The organism is Proteinivorax hydrogeniformans (assembly GCF_040515995.1).
In the GTDB taxonomy this organism is placed as follows: Bacteria; Bacillota; Proteinivoracia; order Proteinivoracales; family Proteinivoracaceae; genus Proteinivorax; species Proteinivorax hydrogeniformans.
In genome coordinates this window covers 2152723-2175381 of the sequence record NZ_CP159485.1, presented here as the reverse complement: position 1 = coordinate 2175381, position 22659 = coordinate 2152723, and the positions used below count along the sequence as shown (strand labels likewise).

Sequence of the window (22659 nt, the reverse complement as noted above, 5' to 3'; positions counted from 1 at the left end):
GTTTTTATTTCATGTGATATAATCAAAATCGTAGATACATGCTAAATCTTTTTAGTGGTCAACCACTGAAATTATTTATATCAAATAGTGTTGGGGGGTGTCATAAATGGCCTACAAAATTTCTGATGCTTGTATTGAGTGTGGTGCATGTGAAGGTACTTGCCCTGTAGAAGCAATTAGTGCAGGTGAGGGTCAATACATAATTGACGCTGATGCTTGTATTGACTGCGGAGCTTGTACAGACTCTTGTCCTGTAGACGCAATTTCTGAGTAAGAATAAAAAAATCCTATCAACTCTTAAATGAGTTGATAGGATTTTTTTATCTTATTGAAGCTTCACTTTTTATAATTCCCTCAAAAGGCCTTCAATATCTTGCGGCTTAAAATTATATCTAGAGTTACAAAAATGACAACTTAATTCAAACTCTTTACTTTCTTTAAGCATATTATTTAACTCTTCTTTTCCTAGACTTATAAGTCCCTTGGCAAAGCGTTGTCGATCACATGAACACTTATATTCTAGAGGTTGTTTGTGTAAGATTTTTGGAGACAAACCATCTAACAAATCTTCAATCATTTTTTCAGGAGTTTCTTTTTCCTTAATGAACTCAACTACTCCGCCTAGTTTTGCTATCCGCTCTTCTACAGCTGTCACCTGTTCGTCGGTGGCATCTGGCATAATTTGTACTAAAAAGCCGCCACTAACTAGTATAGAACCATCTGTATCTACTAATACTCCCAAGCCAAAAGAAGATGGTTTTTGCTCTGAAGTGGCATAGTAATAAGTCAAATCTTCAGCTATTTCACCAGAAATTAGCTGCATGGTTGAAACATAAGGTTCTTTTAGCTTTAAGTCTTTAATAACGCTAAGCTCGCCAGCACCGACCCCTTTTTTTACATCTAACTTTTTGTTTTTGCTAAGTGGAAGCTCAACTTGAGGATTAGCTACGTAGCCTCGCACTTCACCAATTTTAGCGTCTGCGAAGACTTGTCCTAGTGGTCCATCTCCTTTAACCCTAAGATTTAACCTTTCTTCTCCTTTAAACTCAGAAGATGCCATAAGCAGTGAACCAGTTAACAGTCGTCCTAAAGCGGCTGATGCAACAGGGAAAAGACTATGTTTAGTTTGTGCAGTGTTTGTAAGGTTTGTTGTTATTGCCGCCAAACAGCGAATGTTACCGTTTGCAGCTGTACTATATAATAGATAATCTTTCATAAATAAATTCCTCCTGTGCTTTCTTTAAGCTAATATGTCTTCTATTGTAACATTTTCAAAAGTTAGGTCAATGTATTGATCTTCGACCTTAACTACAGGTTTTGTGGGCTCTGAAGGCTTAATATAGATAATTTCACCCACCATGCCATCACTTAATGCAACCTTATTACCTACATAGAAAGTTGCGATGTTATCTAAAAATACACGACTGATTTTTGTGTCTAATATACCATAACTATTTTGTGCTATTTGCTCTGCTACAAAAAACGGCGAAAACTTTCTTCTATAGACCTTGTTAGATGTCATGGCGTCATATACATCTGCAACTGCTAGTATTTTAGCGAATATATGGATTTGAGAGCCCATTAAACCTTTAGGGTACCCACTGCCGTCTTCTCGTTCGTGGTGTTGCGCTATAGCGGTAAACACATCGCCGCTGATGTTGTGTTTTGACTTTAAAGTCTGGTAACCAAACAAACAGTGCTTTTGTATCTCAAAAAACTCTTCGTCCGTAAGTTTACCCGGCTTATTTAGTATCGACTGAGGGACCTGTAGCTTACCAATATCATGAAGAAGACCAGAATAAACCAATCTTCGCACTTCATTTTTTGTTAAGCCTAGCCATTTTCCAATAATACCACTTAAAATGGCAACATTAAGAGAATGCTTGTAAAGGTACATATGATCGTTATCTTGTGAGAATAACCTACCTAAGATGTTGTTTGTTTGGTAAATTTGTTCCATCACTATGGTGGAAATACTCCTAACCAAGTCCATATCTAATATTTTACCCTTTTTTTGAGTATCTAATAATTTTACAGTCATCTCAAATGCCAAGTTATACTGATCTGAGAATTTTTTTATGTCCTCGCGCAGTTTTTTTTCTTGGGTCTTTGCTGGTTTTTCATCAGAATGAACATAAACGTAGTCAATAAATAAAGCCTTTATTTTATCTATCATATATTTATTTAATGAAGTGCCTTCTTTAATTAAAATACCACCGGCGTCATTTTCGACATCCTTTGCCACTTTCATGCCCGACATTAGATCTTTAGCTGAAACTAATTTCATATTTAGTAATACACCCCTTTAGAAAAACATTTATTTAACTTATTCGACGTTTTACCAACATTAACCTGCTAAAAAAGAATAAGTACTTAGCTAAAAGTAAAATGTATGTACAAAAATTATTAAAAGAGGTAAACTAATAATGTTGATCAATATGTAAAAGAATGTGAGGTACTAATTATGGACAGTCAAAGGCGGTATAAAACATATAAATGGTCTAATTGGGGGTTAATAGCTCTTGCGTTTGTAGTTGTTTTTTTTCATAGATACTCAACTGGAGTAGTGGCTGAGGAGTTTGCCCGTGACCTAGGATTAAGTCCTCAGCGTCAGGGAACTCAGCTAGGAAATCTTGCAGCCATGTATTTTTGGGCATATGCGATAATGCAAATACCATCAGGCGTGATGGCAGACTACATAGGCCCGAAAAAAACGACAGCTTATGGGATGCTGCTTGCAGGAGTAGGATCGGCACTTTTGGGATATTCTGTAAATATCCAAATGGCTTATGTGGGTAGACTGCTAGTTGGGATTGGAGTTGCTGGGGGCTTCATTTCTCTTTTAAAAATTCAAGCTGTCTGGTTTAAAGCGGAGGAGTTTCCCACTATCTCCGGGTGGAGCTCATTAATAGGAAATTTAGGTGGGGTTCTTGCCACATATCCTTTTGCTCTACTGGTAGGGTATATCGGATGGCAACTATCTTTTAAAATGATGGGGCTAGTTTCTTTAATATTATTTTTGTTGATAATGCTACTTGTCAAAGACAGCCCAAAAGATGTTGGGCTGGCAGGGCCTAATGACAAGGATATTATGACAAAACCAAACACTACTCTGTTTCAAAGTATAAAAAAGGTAGTGCTAAATAAACACACCTGGCCCAATTTTTTTGTGCTATTTTGTTTAATGGGAACTATTACATCCTTCTCAGGCTTGTGGGGAATCCCATATTTAACCCAAGTTTATAATATGACAAGGGATTCAGCTTCTATCTATGTATTGCTGTTAACTATAGGCATAATGTTAGGATCACTTATGGTAGGGTATTTAGCTAAATATGTAGGCTCTACTAGAAAGATTATGCTAGGCGGAGCTATAATTTTTACTTTAATATGGATATATAAAATAGTTTTGGCAGGCGGAAAGCCCAATATCGCAATATTACCTGCTCTTTACCTGTTGATGGGTATTTCTGCAGTAACGTTTATACTATCATTTACAAATGTTAAAAATGTAAATGAGCCAAGTTTGTCAGGTATAGCTACATCTGTTGCAAACGTGGGTGGATTTTTAGGAGCAGCGCTTTTAAACAATACTATCGGCTTTATTTTAGACATACAAGGACAATCTTTAAACGGTGTAGGTACAGACTCAACGCACGCTTTTCAGATGGCGTTTTTAGTATATCTTATAATGGGTATTGTTGCTATATTAGCAGTGCTTTTTCAGCGAGAAAAACTTTAAAATAATTGCCTTCTTTTTTTGCATCTAAATTTTTTATATGGAGAAAATATTAGATGAAAAAGAAGGGAGGTAAACGATTTTAATGGAACTTGACTTAGTAGTCGAAAATCAACTCGGTGCAACAAGAGGCACAGCTTTAGAGGAAGCGGTTGATGCAAATTTTGCCGGAGAAAATACAGAAGTAGGCTGGTACCTAGCCGCTGCAAGACAAGCGCAAAGAGAGGGCTATCCTGAAATTGCTGAAGTACTAAAAACTATTGCTATGGAAGAGGCAGATCACGCTGCTAGATTCGGAGAGCTAAACGGAGAAATTTCCACAAGTACCAAAGACAACTTAGAGTTCGCTTTAACTGGAGAACAAAAATCAAATAAAATGAAAAAAGAAGCAGCCACAAAAGCCAAGGAAATTGGTAATGACCCAGCTCACGACGTTTTTGATGAAACTGCCAAAGACGAAGGAAGACATGCTAGAGCTTTAGAAGGTTTGTTAGAAAGGTACTTTTAAATTATAAAGCACAATAGCCTAACAGCAATACTGTTGGGCTATTATTATTTTAATCAAAATTTAACTTTCCACTTAGGTTAGAAATTTGGTACAATAGTATATGCATAAATCGTGAAAGATTTAACTACCATAGTTGGAATAAGAGAGGCGGTAAGCTAAAATGAAAAAATTATGGAGTTTAGATTATATTAGGGTAAAAGATAACATAAAAGAATTAGTAACACTCTTTTATCTACTAGGATTATTACTCTTAGGATTGGTTATGCAGGCACCATCAGAGCTTTTGGAGGGACTAAAGACTATTCTTACAACAGAGGGGCTTTTAATTAGTGATTACATGGAAATCGGAGGTGTAGGACCAACCTTAGTAAATGGTTCCATTGTAGGGCTAATAGGGTATAGTCTCGTTAAACTAAGTAAAGTTACATTTAACGGACCTATATTAGCTGCACTTTTCACAATGGTGGGTTTCGGCTTTTTTGGTAAAAACATATATTCAGTGCTACCGATAATCGCAGGAGTATTTGTTTACAGCAGAATACGTAAAGAATCTTTTAAAACTTTTTTACTTCCGGCCCTTTTCGGTACAGCTTTAGCACCTTTAGTTACTCAAATTATCTTTGGGTTCGGATGGGGAGTTTTGCCTGGGGTCTTTTTTGGGATTTTAGCTGGAATTATTGTGCCACCTCTAGCATCTCACTTGCTAAAAACCCATAATGGTTTCAATATATATAATATTGGTTTTACAGCGGGTTTTGTAGGACTTCTTTTCACCTCTATTCTTAGAAGTTTTGGTCATGACAGTCAGGCTGTTCTATACTGGGGGGAAGATTTTAACACAATTTCTATAGCAATCTTTGGAACAATGTTTATTTCTATGATAATAATAGGGATAGCGTTAAATAAAGGAAAATTGAGGGATTATCTTGAAATAGTAAAACACCCCGGTACACTAGCAACTGATTTTGTATCTTTAGGTGGTTTTGCAAACTCACTAATGAATATGGGGTTTGTAGGTGTTATCGGGATTAGCTATGTATTAATGGTCGGGGGAGACTTAAACGGCCCTACAATTGGTGGTTTAATGACTATGGTAGGCTTTGCAGCTTTTGGAAAACATCCTAAAAACATAACTCCTATTATGCTTGGTGTGTTTTTAGGAACTTTAGTGACATCTTTTGAGGCAAATCAGCCTGGCCCGATATTGGCGGCTTTGTTTGGAACTACTTTAGCTCCATTAGCAGGACAGTATGGACCTGCCATCGGCGTTCTTGCAGGGTTTGTTCACCTTTCAGTAGTTACCAACGTAGGGGTATTGCATGGTGGCGTAAACCTATACAACAACGGGTTTTCAGGTGGTTTTGTAGCCATTATATTTGTGGCTTTACTTGGTGCATTTAAAAATAATCGATAAAAAGGGGGAAGAGATTTGAAATCTGAAAAAAGTAAAATACAAGGAATTGTAAAAGAATTAGTAAGCAATTCTTTAAATGCAGAGGCAGAAGAAATAAACGTAACCATTAACAATAAAAGAGATTATACCAAAATTACAGTATCCGACGACGGTAAAGGAATGAATGAGAAAATCTTAGATGAAGTAAATGGAATCTTAAACCAACCACGGCGAGACGAGTTAGAGGAATACTATGGGGACCTTGCTGGAAACACAGGTTCTGCTTCGGGGTTAAATATAGTTAGCATGCTTGTGGATAAAGGCCAGGCAGCTTCTAAAAGAGAAGTAGGCACAAAAATATCGGTGCTTAGAAAGAAGTAAAATCTTTTTATGGCATTTGAAGGAAAATACAATAGTTATGTTGAATATTTTCTATATTAAGGGCGTCATTAGGAGGTGAAACCCTTGCATCTTGATAAACTAGGTAAAAAGCATATAACACAACTTTTTAATGCGATGTTGAAGCTAGAAGATGTAGACGAATGCTATAGTTTTTTTGAGGATTTATGTACAGTAAATGAAGTTAAATCCTTAGCTCAGCGTTTTGAGGTGGCTAAAATGCTAAAAGAAGGGCATACTTACAATAAAATTGAAGAAGCTACCGGCGCTAGCACTGCCACTATAAGTCGAGTAAAAAGATGCTTAGACTATGGTGAAGGAGGATATAATTTAATATTAGATAGGTTGGAAAAAGAGGAATAATCTTCCTCTTTTTTCCTTCTAAAACTAAGGGGGTAAAATTACTATGGATTTTATTATAATCCTGCTTAACTTTGTTGCTTTTTTCATAGCAACAGTCACTTTTCTATACTTAGCAGTTAATGTGACCAATGCCAAAATAAAAATTGTAGACAACCGTTGGACCTTTGCTTTTTTTACGTTTCTCATACTACCTTCGGTGATTGATGGTGTCTTGAGGCTTGTGCAGATAAGTTGGGGAGATATTACAGCGTGGGCAGTTATTATTAGTTTTCTTTTTATGGTGCTAATAACGGCAGCATCTTTTCATCAAAAAGGGCTATTAATCTTAAATGCTGATGAAAAAGCTTTGTTAAATTGGGTTAGCAAGAACCTATCTCAGCACAAACCTAAGTTGACCTCTAAAAAGGAAAATAGTTTTTTGTTAAAAGAGATTTCGGTAATCTTACGTTTTAACGTTGTTTTTAATATAGGCTTTTTAGTGTTAAGACCTAGTCAAGAAGAGAATAAAAACAAAGAAGCAGTTTTAAGCACTGCTAGTGAACTAAAAGAGAAGCTAGAGGGTCAACAGCAAATGGAAAAGTCGCCCTTGTTTACAATTTTCATGGTGCTATTTTTCATTACCCTTATCATTTCTTTTCTATGGGCTTTGCAAATATTTGCAGCTCTTAATTAAGGAGCATTACAATGAAAAAACTATCTGTATTTAGCTGCGTAAAACGAGGTTTATCCTTGGCGATAGAACAAATTGGTCTTCTTATTGGATGTGTTGTCTTAGCTTTTTTAGCATCGCTAATCACTGGCGGGCTATATGATATCTATATCATAGGCTATGTACTGAGTATAGTTGTCAGTGCAATATTTGAAGTAGGGCTAATAAATATCAGTTTAAAAGCTGCAAAGCAAGAAAAAGCTAGATTTGAAGATCTTTTTGCCAAAATTGAACTGATCGGAAGCGTTATACTGGTAAACATAATGATTTTTTCAGTGGTAGTTCTTCTGCTATTTGTAACAGCCCTGCTGATAGATACCGCAAATATGGCAAGTCCTTTTCTGAGCTTAATAGCGGGAGCTGCTATGCTGGGAATAACTCTTTATATAATTATTGGTTTTGTTTTCGCAACATATATTATTGTGGATAAAGAAGAAGGACCTATAGGCGCAATCACAAAGAGCTATAAAATGATGCAAGGTGTAAGGCTTAAAGTCTTTGGGCTGTTCATCGTAGTAGGTTTAATCAATATCTTAGGTTTGCTAGCTTTTGTGCTAGGTCTTCTCATAACCATCCCAGCAGCGTTTGTTATACTATCTGTTGCATATCAAACTATATTTAAACTAACCTTTACTGAAAATACATCAGACTGATGATGATCTATGTTTATAAATATAAAACTAGGTGGATGCTCAGCATCCACCTAGTTTTATATTTATAAGCTAGGATGAAAATTATCTATTAACACAGGAGTTACAAAACCTTCGATAACTGCAGCTAAAATAATAAGGGGGGCTACAACTATCAAATAACTAATTATCGAGTCTTTAATAATTATACCGATGTTGATTTCAGCTCTTTTTGAGGAAAATATTTTTTTAAACATATTCAAACTCAAGAAAACACCTATACCACCGGCTAGATATATTGCAAACAGCTCGATTATCCCATGGGGTAGTATTCCGTATATTAGCGTTTGCACAGGGTATAAATCAAAGGTGTTAAAAAGTGCAAGAATCATACTTACAGAAATACTAGTTACAACACCGCTTACTGCAGGCAACACAATTATAGGTATAAAACCTAGCAGGACCATAAATGCTGAAACCCTTAGATTATTTACCAGTACAATTAAGAATAAATCTGAGTGGCTGGTGTTTGGATTAACACCTAACTCTTCAAAATGCATAAATAATTCGTCAGTTATTTCAATTAATAAGTCTTGAAATACCATCAAAACAAAAAAACTAAAAAAAGCTATAACTATAGAGATTAAAGCAATTAATGCCGTTGGTTTAGCGTAATGTTTTTTAAAAAGTTCCCATTGTCTTTTGTATATTTCTACCAACAAGTTTATACCTCCTCCTATTTTTAAAATTTCAAAAACTTAATTATAACTTTACCATAAATTATGATAAATTTGTAGTAATTAAGCATATGTTTTTTTATAGACAAACCATGTAAAATAGTATATATTTTTAGCAGATATAAATTGGCTTTAAAGAAATATATTATAACTTTAAAAGGAGAAAAGAGAAAAGATGAAAATTGCCATTGTATACAATAGGGAAAGTCAGGCAGTTATTAACCTATTTGGTGTGCCAAACCGTGAAAAGTATGGCATGGAAACTATTTTAAAGATTAAAAATGCACTTATTAAAGGTGGCCATCAAGTAAAAACTTTTGAAGGAGACAAAAACATAATTCAAAAGTTGGAAGATTTTATGCCGTCTGTAATATCAGGAGAGCGACCAGGTCTTGTATTTAACTTAAGTTATGGGATACAAGGTAGCGGACGATATATGCATATCCCTGGGATTTTAGAGATGCTTGGCATACCCTACGTAGGTTCAGGGCCTGAAACTCATGCAATGGCTTTAGATAAAGTAGTTACGAAAATGATTTTGCTACAAAAAGGTCTGCCTACACCTAAATTTGCTGTGCTTGAAAACCCTCAACAAGAGATGAAGGAAAAGCTTAGGTATCCCCTTATCATTAAGCCCAAGGATGAGGCAGTTTCATTTGGTATAAGGGTAGTCAATTCCGAAGAAGAATTAAGACAAGGGGCTCAGATTATTTATGATGCATTCAATACAGCAACTTTAGTGGAAGAGTATATTGAGGGTAGAGAGGTTAATGTAGGTCTGTTAGGAAATAACCCTACCGTAGCTTTAGAACCTGTTGAGTTGAAGTTTGGGGAAGGCCCCCAAATATATACCTACGAGGACAAAACCAGTCCAACAGGTAAAAGAATAGAGAAGGTATGTCCAGCTCCATTAAGTACAGAACAAAGCGAAAAAATTAAAAAGATAGCTATTGATGCCTTTAAGGCGCTAGACTGTTTTGATAGCGCAAGGGTTGACTTTAGAATAGATAAAGATGGAAACCCTTATATATTAGAACTAAACTCCATGGCTAGCTTAGGAGAAACAGGATCTTATGTATTTGCAGCTGACAAATGTGGGTTGGACTATAATTTACTAATTAACAAGCTAATTGAAGTTGCTTCTCAAAGGTACTTTAAAGCTACAGCAACAGCTAAACTTAATGATATTAGCAGCACTGACTCTGAAATCTTTGACTATATAACCCAAAACAGAGATAAATTAGAAAATCAGCTAAAAAGTTGGACCAATATGCCCACATGGACTAGCGACCCTGTAGGTCTTAGTGTTATACTGCGCAAGCTTGAAAAAAGACTTAACAGATTAGGGTTATCAAAAAATGAAGAAGATGTTGATAACCGCTCTTGCTGGTTATGGGAAAGTGCTAACAAGCTAGATGGAGGAACGCTAATAGTAGTTCCTTTAGACATACCAGGAACAAAAAAAGGTTTTCCAGTATCATTTAGAAAAGCTCAGGAGTGGCTCTATGGCGAAGGGGTAGCTTCTACAAGAAGTGGCCTTATGTGCACTTTAGGAGCGTTAGATGCTTTAACAAAGGTGAACGAGATAGGAAACAAAAAAATTGGTGTTTTCTTCTATGGAGATGAAGGGCGAGATATGCGATACAGCAACTCATGGTTAAGAAAGATAAGTAAGAGAGCAAAAAATGTGATAGTTATGCATCCCGGGTATAAAGCCGGTAAAATCGTAGATCAAAGAAGAGGAGTTATGAAATACTCCATGAGTATGGAAGGGGATCCTCACCGTATAGGAAAACAAAAACTAGATGTGTTAACATATTTTCTGCAAAAAGCTGATAAAGTTGTGGAGCTAAGTAAGCCAGAGAAAAAGTTGACAGTGGCTTTAACTGATATTGAACCAGAAAGTTATAGTGTATTACTTCCTCATAGCGTAAAAGCAACCTTTACTGTAACTTTTATAGACGAAAATATGGCTAACATAGTGGACTTTAAAATCAAAGAAACACTAAAGTCAGACAAAAAGATTAGGACATACGTCGAGCGTATAGCCTATCGTCCCCCATTTTTGCAAAACGGACATTCAAATGATATAAGTGTTAAACTAAAAAAACTATCAGAAAAATGGAAGTTACCCTTCGGTGTTGAGTCTAGCTTATTAACCTCACCAGCTGGAGAGCTAGCATCCCCTAATTCATCTATCTGTGGTTTTGCTCCCTATGGAAAGGACTTATATACACCAAATGAAGCAGTACATCGTGGAGAGTTTTTGCAACGAACATTACTGCTAGCTCTATTTTTACTAGAACAATAATTTGGTTAATCGTATCATTTCCTTTGGTTACTAAGTTTTACGCAAAAAGAGGCAGCCTCAAAACAGGATTTTTCCTGAGAAGGCAGCCTCTTTTTTTAGATGCTTAAATTTTAGCTTGTTTCTTACTTAGAGTATTTATTTGCTATGGCTGAAGCCGTTGTAGCTTCTGGTTTTATTTCGCAGTCAAACCCACAACCTCTAACCCATCCTACAATCTCTGGAATCATTTCTGATGTAGGTCCGTTTTTCCCGATATCAACATGGATACTCAGGCTATATGGCAGATTATTTACGTCAAGATACTTCATTAGTTTTTGAGCCACATCTAAGGACAAGCTTGTTTCATAGTATATTTTCTTTTTGATGTTGGTTATTTTCTTTACCCGTTTAATATCGTAAAAGAAGATACCGCCTTTCCCAATTCTTCTTAGAGCGATAACTATTACAGCTTTGGTTGAATTTGAGTTTTGTGAGTCTGTCCCTATTGTTAACTCATAATCTTGATGCAAATCCGCCTTGATATAATCTGTAATTAGCTTACATACCTGTTTAAAAGATACATCACCGTGGGTTATACTTTTTATTGACATCACCCCATTTGGTTCGTTCTTAATATATGGTATGACTATTAAATACATAAAATTTCTTAATTATACTAGACCGATATTTTTTCTGACCTTTTTCATAGTATCTTCCGCTAAATCCTGTGCTTTTAGAGCACCTTCGGTGTATATTTTCTCAAGATAGCTAAGGTCATCCATGTAATTTGCGTAAGCTTCTTGAATTGGTCTAAAGGTATCTGTTACGATTTCTGCAAGGTCTACTTTAAGGTGCCCGTAACCTTTTCCGTCATACTTATTTTCAATTTCCTCTACACTAAGCTCAGTCAGCTTGGAGTATATAGTAATTAAATTTTTCACCCCTGGCTGCTCATCTCGATAACGGATAACCCCTTCATTATCAGTTACAGCTTTTTTCATTTTCTTTGTAAGCCTTTTTTCTTCATCTAATATAAGGATAGTTCCATTAGGGTTCTCATCAGACTTAGACATTTTTTGCTCTGGCTGCTGCAAGCTCATAATTTTTGCACCCATTTTTGGGGTGTAAATCTCAGGAATGGTGAAGGTTTCTCCGTAGTTATTGTTAAAGCGTATAGCTATATCTCTAGCTAACTCTAAATGCTGCTTTTGATCTTGGCCTACAGGTACTAGGTTTGTCTGATATAACAAGATGTCCGCAGCCTGTAGGGCTGGGTAGGTGAAGAGACCAGCATTTATATTGTCTTTATGTTGAGCCGACTTATCCTTAAACTGAGTCATGCGATTTAGCTCACCCATATAAGTGTTACAGTTTAAAATCCAGGCTAACTCGCTATGCTGAGGCACATGAGATTGAAAGAATATGGTGTTTTTGTCCGGGTTTAAACCGCAAGCAAGGTATTGTGCTAATAGCGACAAACATGCGTTTTTAAACTCTTTAGGATTATTACGAACTGTTAATGAATGTAAATCCACAATGGAATATAAGCAATTATATGTGTCTTCAAAGCTCTTCCAATTCTGTATAGCTCCCAAATAATTACCTAAGGTTAGCACACCAGTAGGTTGAGCTCCACTAAAAATAACTTTTTTCTTTGTCATTTCCTCTTACCTCCATGAAATATATTTATAAAAAACACCCTCAATCTCTATTAAGAGACGAAGGTGTTAACTCCGCGGTACCACTCTTTTTGACCTAAGCCAAAGTCCACTTACCCGATAACGGAGGGTCCGTTCAGATTATTTTAATCTGACTCTCATAAGTCCATTCAAGCGGCATTCTCTATCGGTATTCCACCACCACCGACTCTCTTTAAGAGAAGAGGCTACTTTACTACTCTTAATCAACGATTTCCATTTTAGTTACTATATTATAAAACAAGGGGGGAGATTAGTCAAATAAGGTTTTGCTGTATAATGTTGACAACTTAATCTTGTTTAATTATTATAAATATTAAGAGAAAGGGGAGAGGTATATGTCTATTAAAATTATAACTGACAGCGCCAGCGATATTCCTAACGAGTTAGCTGTTAAGCACGACATAGAAGTCATTCCTTTAATCGTTAATTTAGATGACAAGGAGTACCTAGATGGTGAGTCAATTCAGCCAGAGGAAGTATATACTGCTATTAAAAATGGCAAAAGACCATCATCAACACAGGTGCCTCCTTCAGACTTTGAAGATATTTTTGACAAATATGCTATCGAAGGCAGAGAATGTTTATATATCGCTTTTTCCTCTAAGCTGTCTGGGACATGTCAAACGGGGAAAATGGTAGCTGAGAAAATCAACGAAAAATACAATAAAAAATTAATTCATGTTTACGATACTTTATGCGGGGCAGTGGGGCAGGGACTTGTAGCCCTTAAGGCAGCAAAGCTAGCAAATGAAAAAGCTAAGTTAGAAGAAATAATAAAAACTGTCAAATTCTATTCAAGCCATATGGAACATATTTTCACCATAGATGATTTAAATCACCTTCATAAAGGTGGTCGCTTAAGTCAAGGAGAAGCTTTTTTAGGAAGCTTGTTGAAAATAAAACCTATCCTACACGTCAAACAAGGTGAAATGATTCCTTTTGAAAAAATAAGAGGTAAAACAAAAGCGCTTAGACGAATAGTGGAAATAATGGAAGAAAGGGGTACCTATGTAAAGAATCAGATTATAGGCATAAGCCACGCCAACGATTTAAAAACCGCTTTAAAGCTTAAAGAGATGATAAAAGAAAAGCTAGGTCATGAAAAATTTATGATTAATATAGTAGGCGGAGTGTTAGGCTGTCATATCGGCTTAGGAGGAGTAGCGGTGTTCTTCTTAAATGAAGATCCTAGCACTGAACTAGCTAAAACATAAAATAAAAACTCACAAAACCAAAAGTTACGTAGAATTAGGTTTTGTGAGTTTTTTAACGCTTATATCATTTTTGAAGCTCTCGACCAAAAAATAAATTACTGCACTGTCTGATGTTCTTTGTTATAATAAAATAATGAAGATTTTTAAATACCCTAGTTGCCTATTGCATCGAACAGAGGTTTGCATTACTATATTATAATAAAGAACTTAAAAAGTGAGGTTTTAAAATGGAGATTTTACAAAACTTAAACCCAGAACAAAAAGAGGGAGTTAAAATAACCGAAGGACCACTACTTCTCATAGCTGGGGCTGGAAGTGGGAAAACCAGGGTGCTGACCCACAGAATAGCATATATAATCGAAAAACAAAAAGCTAAGCCGTGGGAGATACTAGCAATCACCTTTACCAATAAAGCGGCTAAAGAAATGAAAGAAAGGGTTGCAGACCTAGTGTATGGGAGTGAGGATATGTGGATATCAACCTTTCACGCCGCCTGCGTTAGGATACTGCGCCGTGAGGCAAAACACTTAGGCTACAATAATAATTTTAACATCTATGATACATCGGATAAGATGAAAATAATTAAAGACTGCGCTAAAGAGCTGGACATAGACACAAAGAAATTCACACCTAGGTCTATTGCGTCAGCTATCAGCAAAGCGAAAAACCAGTTGATAACAGCTAAAGACTATGTGGGCCATAATTTCCATGAAAAGCAAGTGGAAAAAGTATATAAGATGTATGACAGAAGAGTTAAAGCAAATAACGCTATGGATTTTGACGATTTAATTTTTGAGACCGTACGCCTTTTTAGACAACATCCTGATATTTTAGAGCGCTATCAAAATCAGTTTAAGTATATAATGGTGGATGAATATCAAGATACCAACCATAGTCAGTATATACTAGTAAACTTTTTAGCTAAAGGTCATAGAAATATCTGCGTAGTAGGTGACGATGATCAATCCATTTACTTATTTAGAGGTGCTGATGTTGCCAACATCTTAGACTTTGAAAAGGATTATCCTGATGCTAAGGTCATAAAGCTGGAAAGAAACTACCGCTCCACACAATGTATCTTAAATGCTGCCAACGAAGTAATAAAAAATAACGAAGGCAGAAAAGGCAAAAATCTATGGACTGAAAACTGTGAAGGTGAAAAGCCGGTTTTTTATCATGCAACAGACCATATTGATGAGATTCAATTTATGGCAGATGAAATTAATAAAGAACAGGCTAAGGGAAGAAAGCTGTCAGATTGCACTATATTGATAAGAGCTAACGCTCTTACCCGTTCCATCGAAGAAGTGCTGCTAAAAAGAGGAATCCCCTATCAAATTTTCGCAGGGACAGAGTTCTTTAACCGTAAAGAAATAAAAGATGTCATGGCTTACCTGTCAGTTATTTCAAATCCATCTGATGACCTAAGCTTAACAAGAATAATAAATGTACCTAAACGGGGTATAGGAAATAAAACAGTGGAACGTTTAATGGCGGTAGCTGATCAAAAAAACAAAACTCTTTATGATGTGTTAAAGGAAGACGCTGAGCAAATAGTATCAAGAGGAAAAGATAAAATAAAGCAACTAGTTATGCTGATAGAAAACTTAAGGGAAATGTCCCAATATCTTAATGTCACAGATCTTTTAGACGAAACGGTTAACCGTAGTGGGTACAGAACCATGCTACAATCTGACAAAACTGAAGAATCCAAAATAAGACTAGAGAATATAGAAGAGTTATTTACAGTTACCAAAGAGTTTGACAACACTCACGGTGGTAGCTTAGACGAGTTCTTGCAACAAAACTCATTAGCTTCCGACGCCGATGAAAGCCAAATAGAAGATAGCGTTAAAATAATGACCCTTCACAGTGCTAAAGGTCTTGAATTCCCTGTTGTGTTTATGGCGGGGTTTGAGGAAAAGCTTTTCCCTCACATCAGATCTATGGAGGACCCTCAGGAGCTCCAAGAAGAACGTAGATTGTGTTATGTAGGGATAACTAGAGCTAAGGAAAAGTTATATATAACAGCGGCACAAAGTAGAGCTTTATACGGTAGAGTGGAAAGGCATAAAATTTCAAGATTTTTAGAAGAAATCCCTCAAAATCTTATTGAAGATAAAAGCACTAATAAATACTCCATGGACAATTTGTACAGCCGAAAAGGTCCACAAAAAGCTAACTTAGGTGGGTTTAGCATGCCCCAAAAACAAAATACAAATATAACCTATAGAGTCGGAATGCTAGTGGAGCATAAAAAATTCGGGCAGGGTATAATAACAGAAATAAAAGCATTAGGCGATGATCAAGGAGTTACAATAAACTTTGAAAAAGCAGGGTCTAAAACCTTGATGGCTAGCTTTGCGCCTTTGGAAGTATTAGAGGGGTAGGTGAAAAGATGGATGTAAAAGAAAGAATTAAAGAGTTAACAGAAATTCTAACGAAATACGACTATCACTATCACGTCCTTGATGAACCTTTGGTGGACGATGCGACCTATGATAGCCTTTTAGCTGAATTAAAAAAACTAGAAAAAGAAAACCCTGGGCTTGTTTTAGCTCATTCACCCACGAAGCGGGTTGGTGGAAAAGTGCTAGCAGGGTTTAAGGCGGTGCAGCATGGTACTCCAATGCTGAGCTTAGGTAATGCCTTTAACTCATCAGACCTTGAGGACTTTGCAATAAGAGCAAAGAAAAAGACTTCTCAGCCTCTAACATATGTAGCTGAGCTTAAAATAGATGGGCTAGCTGTAACTTTAACATATGAAAACGGTATGTTAGTTAGAGGAGCAACTAGAGGGGATGGTCAGACGGGCGAGGACATAACGGAAAACTTAAAGAAAATAAAGAGTATTCCCTTAAAGCTAACTCAGCCAGTTAACATAGAAGTTCGTGGTGAAGTTTACATGCCTAAACTAGCGTTTGATAAATTAAATGAGCAAAGAAAACAAGAGGAAAAACCTCAGTTTGCCAATCCTAGAAATGCAGCTGCTGGAACCCTTAGACAGTTAGACACATCTATTGTCGCTAAAAGGAACTTATCGATATTTTTCTACTCCATTGCTAACAGCGATGAGTTTGGCAGCACCCATAGTGAAAACCTTAGCGCCTTAAAAGAACTGGGGTTTAGGGTAAACCCTAATTATAAAAAACTTTCGTCCATAGAGGAAGTTTATGCCTACTGTAATGATTGGCAACAAAAAAGGGAAAACCTCCCCTATGAAATAGATGGTGTGGTTATTAAAATAGATTCTTTATCTATACAAAGAGAGCTGGGCTATACCGCAAAGAGCCCAAGATGGGCTATAGCTTATAAATTTCCAGCACAGCGCTCTTTTTCTAAACTTTTGGATGTTACCTTCACAGTTGGCAGAACAGGAGCGATAACTCCTACAGCTATCTTAGAGCCAGTTCAACTAGCTGGTAGCACCGTCAGCAGAGCATCTTTACACAACGAGGACTATATCGAACAAAAGGATATACGAATAGGTGATACAGTAGTAGTTCAAAAAGCAGGGGATATAATTCCAGAAATTGTTGAAGTTATCAAGGAAAAACGCTCGGGAAATGAACAAAAGGTTAAAATGCCAAAAACGTGTCCTGCCTGTGAAAAAGAAGCGGTAAGACTTCCAAAAGAGGCAGCACTGCGCTGCATAAACCCTAAGTGTGACGCCCAAATAAAGGAGAGAATTATACACTTTGCCTCCAGAGGAGCTATGGATATAGAAGGTCTTGGACCTGCAGTTGTTAATCAGTTACACCAAAGCAACTTAATAAATGATGTAGCTGATTTATATACCATAGACATCGGTGATCTGACAAAGCTAGAGCGCTTTGGCGAAAAATCGGCACAAAATCTGGTTGAAGCTGTAGAAAATTCAAAGAAACAGCCCTTAAGCAGACTTTTATTCGGATTAGGTATTAGATTTGTAGGTCAAAAGGCTGCAAGATTAATAGCGGAGCATTTTCAAAATCTTGATAAGATTGTAGAATCTAACCATGAGCAGTTAGAAGAGATTCCTGAAATAGGTGAAAAAATAGCTGTAAGTGTTAATGACTTTTTTAGTCAAAAACAAGCCTTAGAGCTAGTTGACAGACTCAAAAAAATAGGTGTAAATACAAAGCAACCCAAAACCGAAGTTGTGCAAAGTGAGCTATCAGGAAAAAATGTTGTTCTAACAGGCTCCTTAAACCAGCTATCCCGTAAAGAAGCTAAGGAAAAAATCCAGCAGCTCGGTGGCACAGTCACTGGCTCTGTTAGCAAAAAGACTGACATAATAATTGCTGGAGAAAACGCTGGGAGCAAGTTGGAAAAAGGCAAAGAGCTAGGTGTTAAAATAGAAAGCGAAAATTATCTAGTAAAAATTATAAATAGCTAACGGCAAATTTCAAAAAATAATAAACCCTTTCTATCTGGATATAGTATAGTTATTAAAAGATAGAAAGGGTTTTTTTATGTTTAAGTACCACATAGTTCAGGCATTTTTTACAGCTACTGTAACTTGTGCACTAGTTACTACTTTCTTTATGCAAATCTTTAATAACCACCAAGATATTATCTTAGGTTATACTGACAACTTTGTTCAAAACCAACAGTTTAGCAAAGTAAAATATGGAGATTATCAGGTTTTTTATATAGAAAAAGGTAATGGTCCAACTATTTTTGATAAAAGCAACTTAGCCTTAAATCATACTCAACATCAAGATAAAACAAAAATTTATACATCCTTTGAAAACTATTTGGATAAGGATTTTAATATAGGAGAGACAATTAGCATTGACGGCGTCCAAGGTGTACTTAGCGGATTATATTTTCCTCACCATCCAGTGGGGAAAAATTTTTATGCCATTTTTTCAACTCCACCTAAAACAGCAAGCATTACGTCGATAGATAGCTATAGTCCGCCACGACTTCCTCCTAATTTAGCAGGGTTTAATCTTATAACGTTTATGCTTATGTGTGGCCTTGTAATCTTTATCTTTGGGTTAATCGCAATATTTTTTGGAAGGGAGGAAAATTTTATTGAAGAATATTTTTATATTTTTAAATATATCTTACTTTTTTCCTCTGCATTCCTTATATTTTTTGGTATAGCTTATGAGCTTTCGTTTTTAAGTATATGCTATGGCATATTGCTTGCTGGACTGTCCAACTTTTTTGCCTTAGTTTTGCTTAGCTTGTTATGGAATATTAAAAGAGCATAAAAGAAACACTAAAAAAAGTAGCATATAAACTTAGAGATTTTCTTTAAATTTGAGGAGGTAAATTTATGGACGTTCAGAAAGCCTTATACAAAATACCTGTTCCAGTAGCGCTAGTAGGAGCTATGCAAGATGAAAAGCATAACGTCATTACTGTTTCATGGTGTACTCAAGTTTCAAAAGATCCACACTTAATTATGGTTAGCATCTCACCTCAAAGTTCAATCTCTCCTATGATTTCAAAAACGCAAGAGTTTGTCTTATCGATTTTACCAAAAAGTAGTGAAGAGGTAGCTAGGATTTGTGGGCATACTCGTGATAACGTGGAAGATAAAATCAAACAGTCCAAACTTACGTTAAAAGACGGTGATAAACTAAACATACCTAGAATAGAAGAAGCAATTGTTAACTTTGAGTGTAAAGTATCTAGTAAGTATACTGCTGGAGATCATGCCGTTATCATTGCCAACGTTATTTCCGCAGATGAACCAAAAGAAGAAAAGCCTTTGGTTTATTTTGATAGAGACCTTGTGGCCATCGATAATAGTCAATCTAAATAAGACAGGCGAAAAGCCTGTCTTAAATTTTTATTTTGTTTTCCATATGTTATAATTTGGGTAAACAAAAACCTAGGGGTGAGGTATTTGAAAATTACCGCAAAACAACTAAATGAGATAGCAAGTTTAAGTATGTTAAATATAAAACAAGAAGAGATAGATGAATATATTAAAGAATTAGACCAAGTTTTGACTTATGCTGATAACTTAAAAAAACTAGACTTAGATGATGTTAAGCCAGCTAAGCATTGTCTTTTTGAAGAAAGAATAACAAGAGAGGATAAAGTAGTCCAGTTACGCTCTAAAAAATCACTTCATAATGACATAAATCTTAAAGACACATTTATTGAAGATTAAAAAGGGGGGAAGAAAGTGAAACTAACCAACCTTTCAATCAAAGAACTGCTAAAAGGATATAAAAATAACACATTTTCACCTTCCGAAGTCACAAAAGCTTACTTAAAAAAAGCCAAGGAAAATAATCAGAAAATCGGAGCCTATATAAATATTACCGAAGATAAAGCAGTAGAAGATAGTAAAAGTAAATTTCATAGCTTCGGTGGTGTGCCGATGGCAATTAAAGACAACATCCATGTTGCTAATGTAAATACAACCTGTGCGTCTAAGCTGCTCAAAAATCACAAAGCAATATTTAACGCCACCGTAATCAAAAGGCTAATTAACTGCCCGGTATTAGGAAAAACAAATATGGATGAGTTTGCCATGGGTTCATCCAACGAAACATCAGCATTTTATCCAGTAAAAAATCCATGGGATTTGAAAAAAGTAAGTGGAGGGTCTAGCGGCGGATCCGCAGCAGCAGTGGCAGCAAACTTAGCCAGCTTTGCATTAGGTTCTGATACCGGAGGCTCTATAAGGCAACCGGCAGCATTTTGTGGGGTTGTAGGTCTAAGGCCAACTTACGGCCTTGTCTCACGTTATGGACTGGTCGCCGTAGCCCCTTCTATGGACCAAATAGGGCCACTAACCAAGACAGTAGAAGATAGTGCATATGTTTTATCAAACTTAGCTGGGTTCGATGAAAAAGATGCTATGACTGCTTCCCCAAAAACGCTAGATTACACCAAATCTCTTAAAGAAGATATTAAAAACGTTAAAATAGGACTTCCAAAGCAGTATTTTACCGACTATACAAATAATGAAGTACGCCAGGCGGTAAATAAAGCCATAAGAACCTTAGAGAAGCTAGGAGCTAAGATGGTGGAGCTAGACCTTTCACACACTCCATATAGTGTTTCTGCTTACACTCTATTGTGCGCTGCTGAAGCGTCATCTAGTTTAGCAAGGCTAAATGGCACGTCCTGTAAAAATACAAAAATAAAAGGTGATTATTCAAAACAGTGTGTTAACTCACGAACGGAAGGGTTTGGCATTGAAGTTAAACGAAGAATTTTACTTGGAACGCACATTTTAAATTCCACAAATTATGCAGAGTATTATATCCGTGCACAAAAGGTACGAACTTTAGTCCAAAGAGATTTTCAAAGAGCCTTCCATAGCTGTGATATTATACTGGGACCGACTACACCAACCACCGCTTTTCCATTAAACTCAAAGCATGACCCTCTTACCATGTACTTACATGATAGCTACACAACACCTGCATCTTTAGCTGGATTACCTGCAATGAGTATACCATGTGGGTACGATAGCAACGGACTACCTATAGGACTACAGCTTATCGCTCCTCACTTTAAAGAACAGGATATACTTAATGTAGGACATGCCTTCCAATTAGACACTGATTACCATAAAAGGAAGATAACTAATGATGAAGAATAAATACAAGAAGGTTATTGGGCTAGAAATACATGTAGAGCTAAATACAGCTTCCAAGGTGTTTTGCCGCTGCTCGTCTGCTTTCGGAGCGCAGCCTAACAGTCAAGTTTGTCCTACATGTCTAGGTTTAACAGGCGCTCTTCCTGTTCTTAATGAGAAGGCGGTGAATTTAGCTCTTAAAGCTGCTCTAGCATTGAATTGTAAAATAGATCCTTGTAGCAAATTTGATAGAAAAAGCTACTTTTATCCTGATTTGCCGAAGGGTTATCAAATAACTCAACACTATAAACCTATCGCTAAAGATGGCTATATTGAAATTGAAACTGAAGGTGAAAAGAAAAAGATAGGAATAGCTCAATTGCATATAGAGGAAGATGCAGCAAGACAGATACATAAAGACGATCATACACTGATAGATTTCAATAGAGCAGGGGTAGGTCTTATTGAAATTGTAACTAAACCTCAGCTTGAGACTGCAGAGGAAGCAAAGGCATTTGTACTTAAAATAAAAAAAATCTTACAATATCTTAATATCTCCGACTGCAAAATGGAGGAAGGTAGTCTAAGGTGTGATGCAAACATCTCCCTTAAAGCTGAAAACTCACACAGCTTGGGCACTAAGACCGAACTTAAGAACTTAAATTCTCTAAAATCTTTGCAAAAAGCTATAGATTATGAAGCAAAAAGACAGGAAGAATTGTTGTTGTCAAAAATGTCGGTTACCCAGCAAACTCTTAAATGGGACGAAAGTAGAAATAAATGCGTGGTAATGCGCACTAAGAAGTCAGCGGCTGGTTATCGATATTTCCCAGAACCAAATATTCCACCTCTTTTTATAAATGAAGAATTTATAAAGCAAGTAAAAGCCACAATATCCAATCTTCCCGATGATGAAAAAGATAGATTTATAAAGCTGGGACTTTCAAGTAAAGATGCGTTAGTAATATCGGAAATTAGAGAGGTTTCTAACTTTTTTAAGGAAACCATAAAATACTGCGATGACATTCAGTTAGTCGCAAATTGGATTAAAGGCGAGCTTTTTCGTCATCTGTCAGACAAAGAAAGAATAAGTGAGCAGCTTACGCCAAAAGACTTTGCATCGCTCTTAAATTATGTAAAAAGAGGAGATATCACAGCTCAATCAGCAAAAAAAGTGCTAAAGCAGATGCTAGCTCAAAAAAAGAGTCCAAAAGTACTTATAGAAGAACTGGATTTAGCTCAATTAAGTAATCACAAAACCTTAAACAAGTTGGTAGAGGAAGTATTAAACCAAAACCATAACTCAGTAAAGGATTACTACAATGGTAAAGACAAGGCGCTTGAATACTTAGTGGGACAAGCTATGAAACTCTCTAAGGGCAAGGCCAATCCAAAGACGGCGAGACTTTTAATTTTAGAAAAACTTCAATAAATATTTGGG

The 22659-nt window shown here is 36.3% G+C and carries 22 protein-coding genes and 1 other annotated feature; of the genes, 17 read left to right on the top strand and 5 right to left on the bottom strand.

Features of this window, described 5'->3' with window-relative positions:
- Positions 1 to 106 precede the first annotated feature (106 nt).
- Entirely contained in the window at positions 107 to 274 is a 168-nt protein-coding gene (locus PRVXH_RS10470; protein ID WP_353892720.1) for a 4Fe-4S binding protein, read from the top strand.
- 69 nt (positions 275 to 343) lie between these two features.
- Here the strand turns inward: PRVXH_RS10470 and hslO are convergent, their stop codons facing one another.
- Together hslO and PRVXH_RS10460 are read right to left on the bottom strand one after the other, a co-directional pair.
- Complete coding sequence (hslO, locus tag PRVXH_RS10465) at positions 344 to 1216, bottom strand: Hsp33 family molecular chaperone HslO (RefSeq protein WP_353892719.1); 873 nt, start codon at positions 1214 to 1216, stop codon at positions 344 to 346.
- A 24-nt stretch (positions 1217 to 1240) separates the two neighbouring features.
- Positions 1241 to 2287, bottom strand: a complete 1047-nt coding sequence (locus tag PRVXH_RS10460; protein ID WP_353892718.1) for an HD-GYP domain-containing protein — start codon at positions 2285 to 2287, stop codon at positions 1241 to 1243.
- Positions 2288 to 2464: 177 nt separating this feature from the next.
- Here PRVXH_RS10460 and PRVXH_RS10455 point away from each other — a divergent pair, with 177 nt between their 5' ends.
- From PRVXH_RS10455 to PRVXH_RS10425, 7 genes are all read left to right on the top strand, one after another.
- Positions 2465 to 3742 (top strand): MFS transporter, encoded by a 1278-nt coding sequence (locus PRVXH_RS10455; protein WP_353892717.1) that lies wholly within the window; start codon positions 2465 to 2467, stop codon positions 3740 to 3742.
- An 82-nt stretch (positions 3743 to 3824) separates the two neighbouring features.
- On the top strand, positions 3825 to 4247 hold the full coding sequence (locus tag PRVXH_RS10450; RefSeq protein WP_353892716.1) for a ferritin family protein: 423 nt from the start codon (positions 3825 to 3827) through the stop codon (positions 4245 to 4247).
- Between the two features lie 160 nt (positions 4248 to 4407).
- Positions 4408 to 5661, top strand: a complete 1254-nt coding sequence (locus PRVXH_RS10445) for a DUF1576 domain-containing protein (RefSeq protein ID WP_353892715.1) — start codon at positions 4408 to 4410, stop codon at positions 5659 to 5661.
- 15 nt (positions 5662 to 5676) lie between these two features.
- Positions 5677 to 6021 carry an ATP-binding protein gene (locus PRVXH_RS10440; protein WP_353892714.1) on the top strand — a complete coding sequence of 115 codons (345 nt, stop codon included), beginning with the start codon at positions 5677 to 5679 and terminating at the stop codon, positions 6019 to 6021.
- An 84-nt stretch (positions 6022 to 6105) separates the two neighbouring features.
- On the top strand, positions 6106 to 6402 hold the full coding sequence (locus PRVXH_RS10435) for a YerC/YecD family TrpR-related protein (RefSeq protein ID WP_353892713.1): 297 nt from the start codon (positions 6106 to 6108) through the stop codon (positions 6400 to 6402).
- A gap of 43 nt (positions 6403 to 6445) precedes the next feature.
- Positions 6446 to 7075 carry a hypothetical protein gene (locus PRVXH_RS10430; protein WP_353892712.1) on the top strand — a complete coding sequence of 210 codons (630 nt, stop codon included), beginning with the start codon at positions 6446 to 6448 and terminating at the stop codon, positions 7073 to 7075.
- 11 nt (positions 7076 to 7086) lie between these two features.
- Entirely contained in the window at positions 7087 to 7764 is a 678-nt protein-coding gene (locus tag PRVXH_RS10425; RefSeq protein ID WP_353892711.1) for a hypothetical protein, read from the top strand.
- A gap of 62 nt (positions 7765 to 7826) precedes the next feature.
- Here the strand turns inward: PRVXH_RS10425 and PRVXH_RS10420 are convergent, their stop codons facing one another.
- A complete protein-coding gene (locus PRVXH_RS10420) occupies positions 7827 to 8462 on the bottom strand; it encodes a stage II sporulation protein M (protein ID WP_353892710.1) in 636 nt (211 codons plus the stop codon).
- 190 nt (positions 8463 to 8652) lie between these two features.
- On the opposite strand from PRVXH_RS10420, the gene PRVXH_RS10415 reads away from it, so the two are divergent.
- On the top strand, positions 8653 to 10788 hold the full coding sequence (locus tag PRVXH_RS10415) for an ATP-grasp domain-containing protein (protein ID WP_353892709.1): 2136 nt from the start codon (positions 8653 to 8655) through the stop codon (positions 10786 to 10788).
- A gap of 122 nt (positions 10789 to 10910) precedes the next feature.
- Here the strand turns inward: PRVXH_RS10415 and PRVXH_RS10410 are convergent, their stop codons facing one another.
- On the bottom strand, positions 10911 to 11378 hold the full coding sequence (locus tag PRVXH_RS10410) for a ribonuclease H-like YkuK family protein (protein ID WP_353892708.1): 468 nt from the start codon (positions 11376 to 11378) through the stop codon (positions 10911 to 10913).
- Positions 11379 to 11438: 60 nt separating this feature from the next.
- The gene (gene trpS / locus PRVXH_RS10405; protein ID WP_353892707.1) at positions 11439 to 12428 is read right to left on the bottom strand and encodes a tryptophan--tRNA ligase; all 990 of its coding nucleotides are present in this window, start codon (positions 12426 to 12428) and stop codon (positions 11439 to 11441) included.
- Between the two features lie 50 nt (positions 12429 to 12478).
- Positions 12479 to 12683: a binding site (T-box leader), on the bottom strand.
- A gap of 119 nt (positions 12684 to 12802) precedes the next feature.
- Between trpS and PRVXH_RS10400 the strand changes: the two genes are divergently transcribed.
- From PRVXH_RS10400 to gatB, 8 genes are all read left to right on the top strand, one after another.
- Positions 12803 to 13681 (top strand): DegV family protein, encoded by an 879-nt coding sequence (locus PRVXH_RS10400; RefSeq protein WP_353892706.1) that lies wholly within the window; start codon positions 12803 to 12805, stop codon positions 13679 to 13681.
- A gap of 227 nt (positions 13682 to 13908) precedes the next feature.
- Positions 13909 to 16071 (top strand): DNA helicase PcrA, encoded by a 2163-nt coding sequence (pcrA, locus tag PRVXH_RS10395; protein WP_353892705.1) that lies wholly within the window; start codon positions 13909 to 13911, stop codon positions 16069 to 16071.
- A gap of 8 nt (positions 16072 to 16079) precedes the next feature.
- Positions 16080 to 18059: an NAD-dependent DNA ligase LigA gene (gene ligA, locus PRVXH_RS10390; protein ID WP_353892704.1), complete on the top strand. Its 1980-nt coding sequence runs from the start codon at positions 16080 to 16082 to the stop codon at positions 18057 to 18059.
- A gap of 76 nt (positions 18060 to 18135) precedes the next feature.
- On the top strand, positions 18136 to 18885 hold the full coding sequence (locus tag PRVXH_RS10385) for a hypothetical protein (RefSeq protein ID WP_353892703.1): 750 nt from the start codon (positions 18136 to 18138) through the stop codon (positions 18883 to 18885).
- Between the two features lie 65 nt (positions 18886 to 18950).
- Positions 18951 to 19442 carry a flavin reductase family protein gene (locus tag PRVXH_RS10380; protein ID WP_353892702.1) on the top strand — a complete coding sequence of 164 codons (492 nt, stop codon included), beginning with the start codon at positions 18951 to 18953 and terminating at the stop codon, positions 19440 to 19442.
- A gap of 84 nt (positions 19443 to 19526) precedes the next feature.
- The gene (gatC, locus tag PRVXH_RS10375; protein ID WP_353892701.1) at positions 19527 to 19796 is read left to right on the top strand and encodes an Asp-tRNA(Asn)/Glu-tRNA(Gln) amidotransferase subunit GatC; all 270 of its coding nucleotides are present in this window, start codon (positions 19527 to 19529) and stop codon (positions 19794 to 19796) included.
- Between the two features lie 15 nt (positions 19797 to 19811).
- A complete protein-coding gene (gatA, locus tag PRVXH_RS10370) occupies positions 19812 to 21242 on the top strand; it encodes an Asp-tRNA(Asn)/Glu-tRNA(Gln) amidotransferase subunit GatA (RefSeq protein WP_353892700.1) in 1431 nt (476 codons plus the stop codon).
- A complete protein-coding gene (gene gatB / locus PRVXH_RS10365; RefSeq protein WP_353892699.1) occupies positions 21229 to 22650 on the top strand; it encodes an Asp-tRNA(Asn)/Glu-tRNA(Gln) amidotransferase subunit GatB in 1422 nt (473 codons plus the stop codon). The genes gatA and gatB overlap by 14 nt, the downstream gene beginning before the upstream one ends.
- Positions 22651 to 22659: the final 9 nt, after the last annotated feature.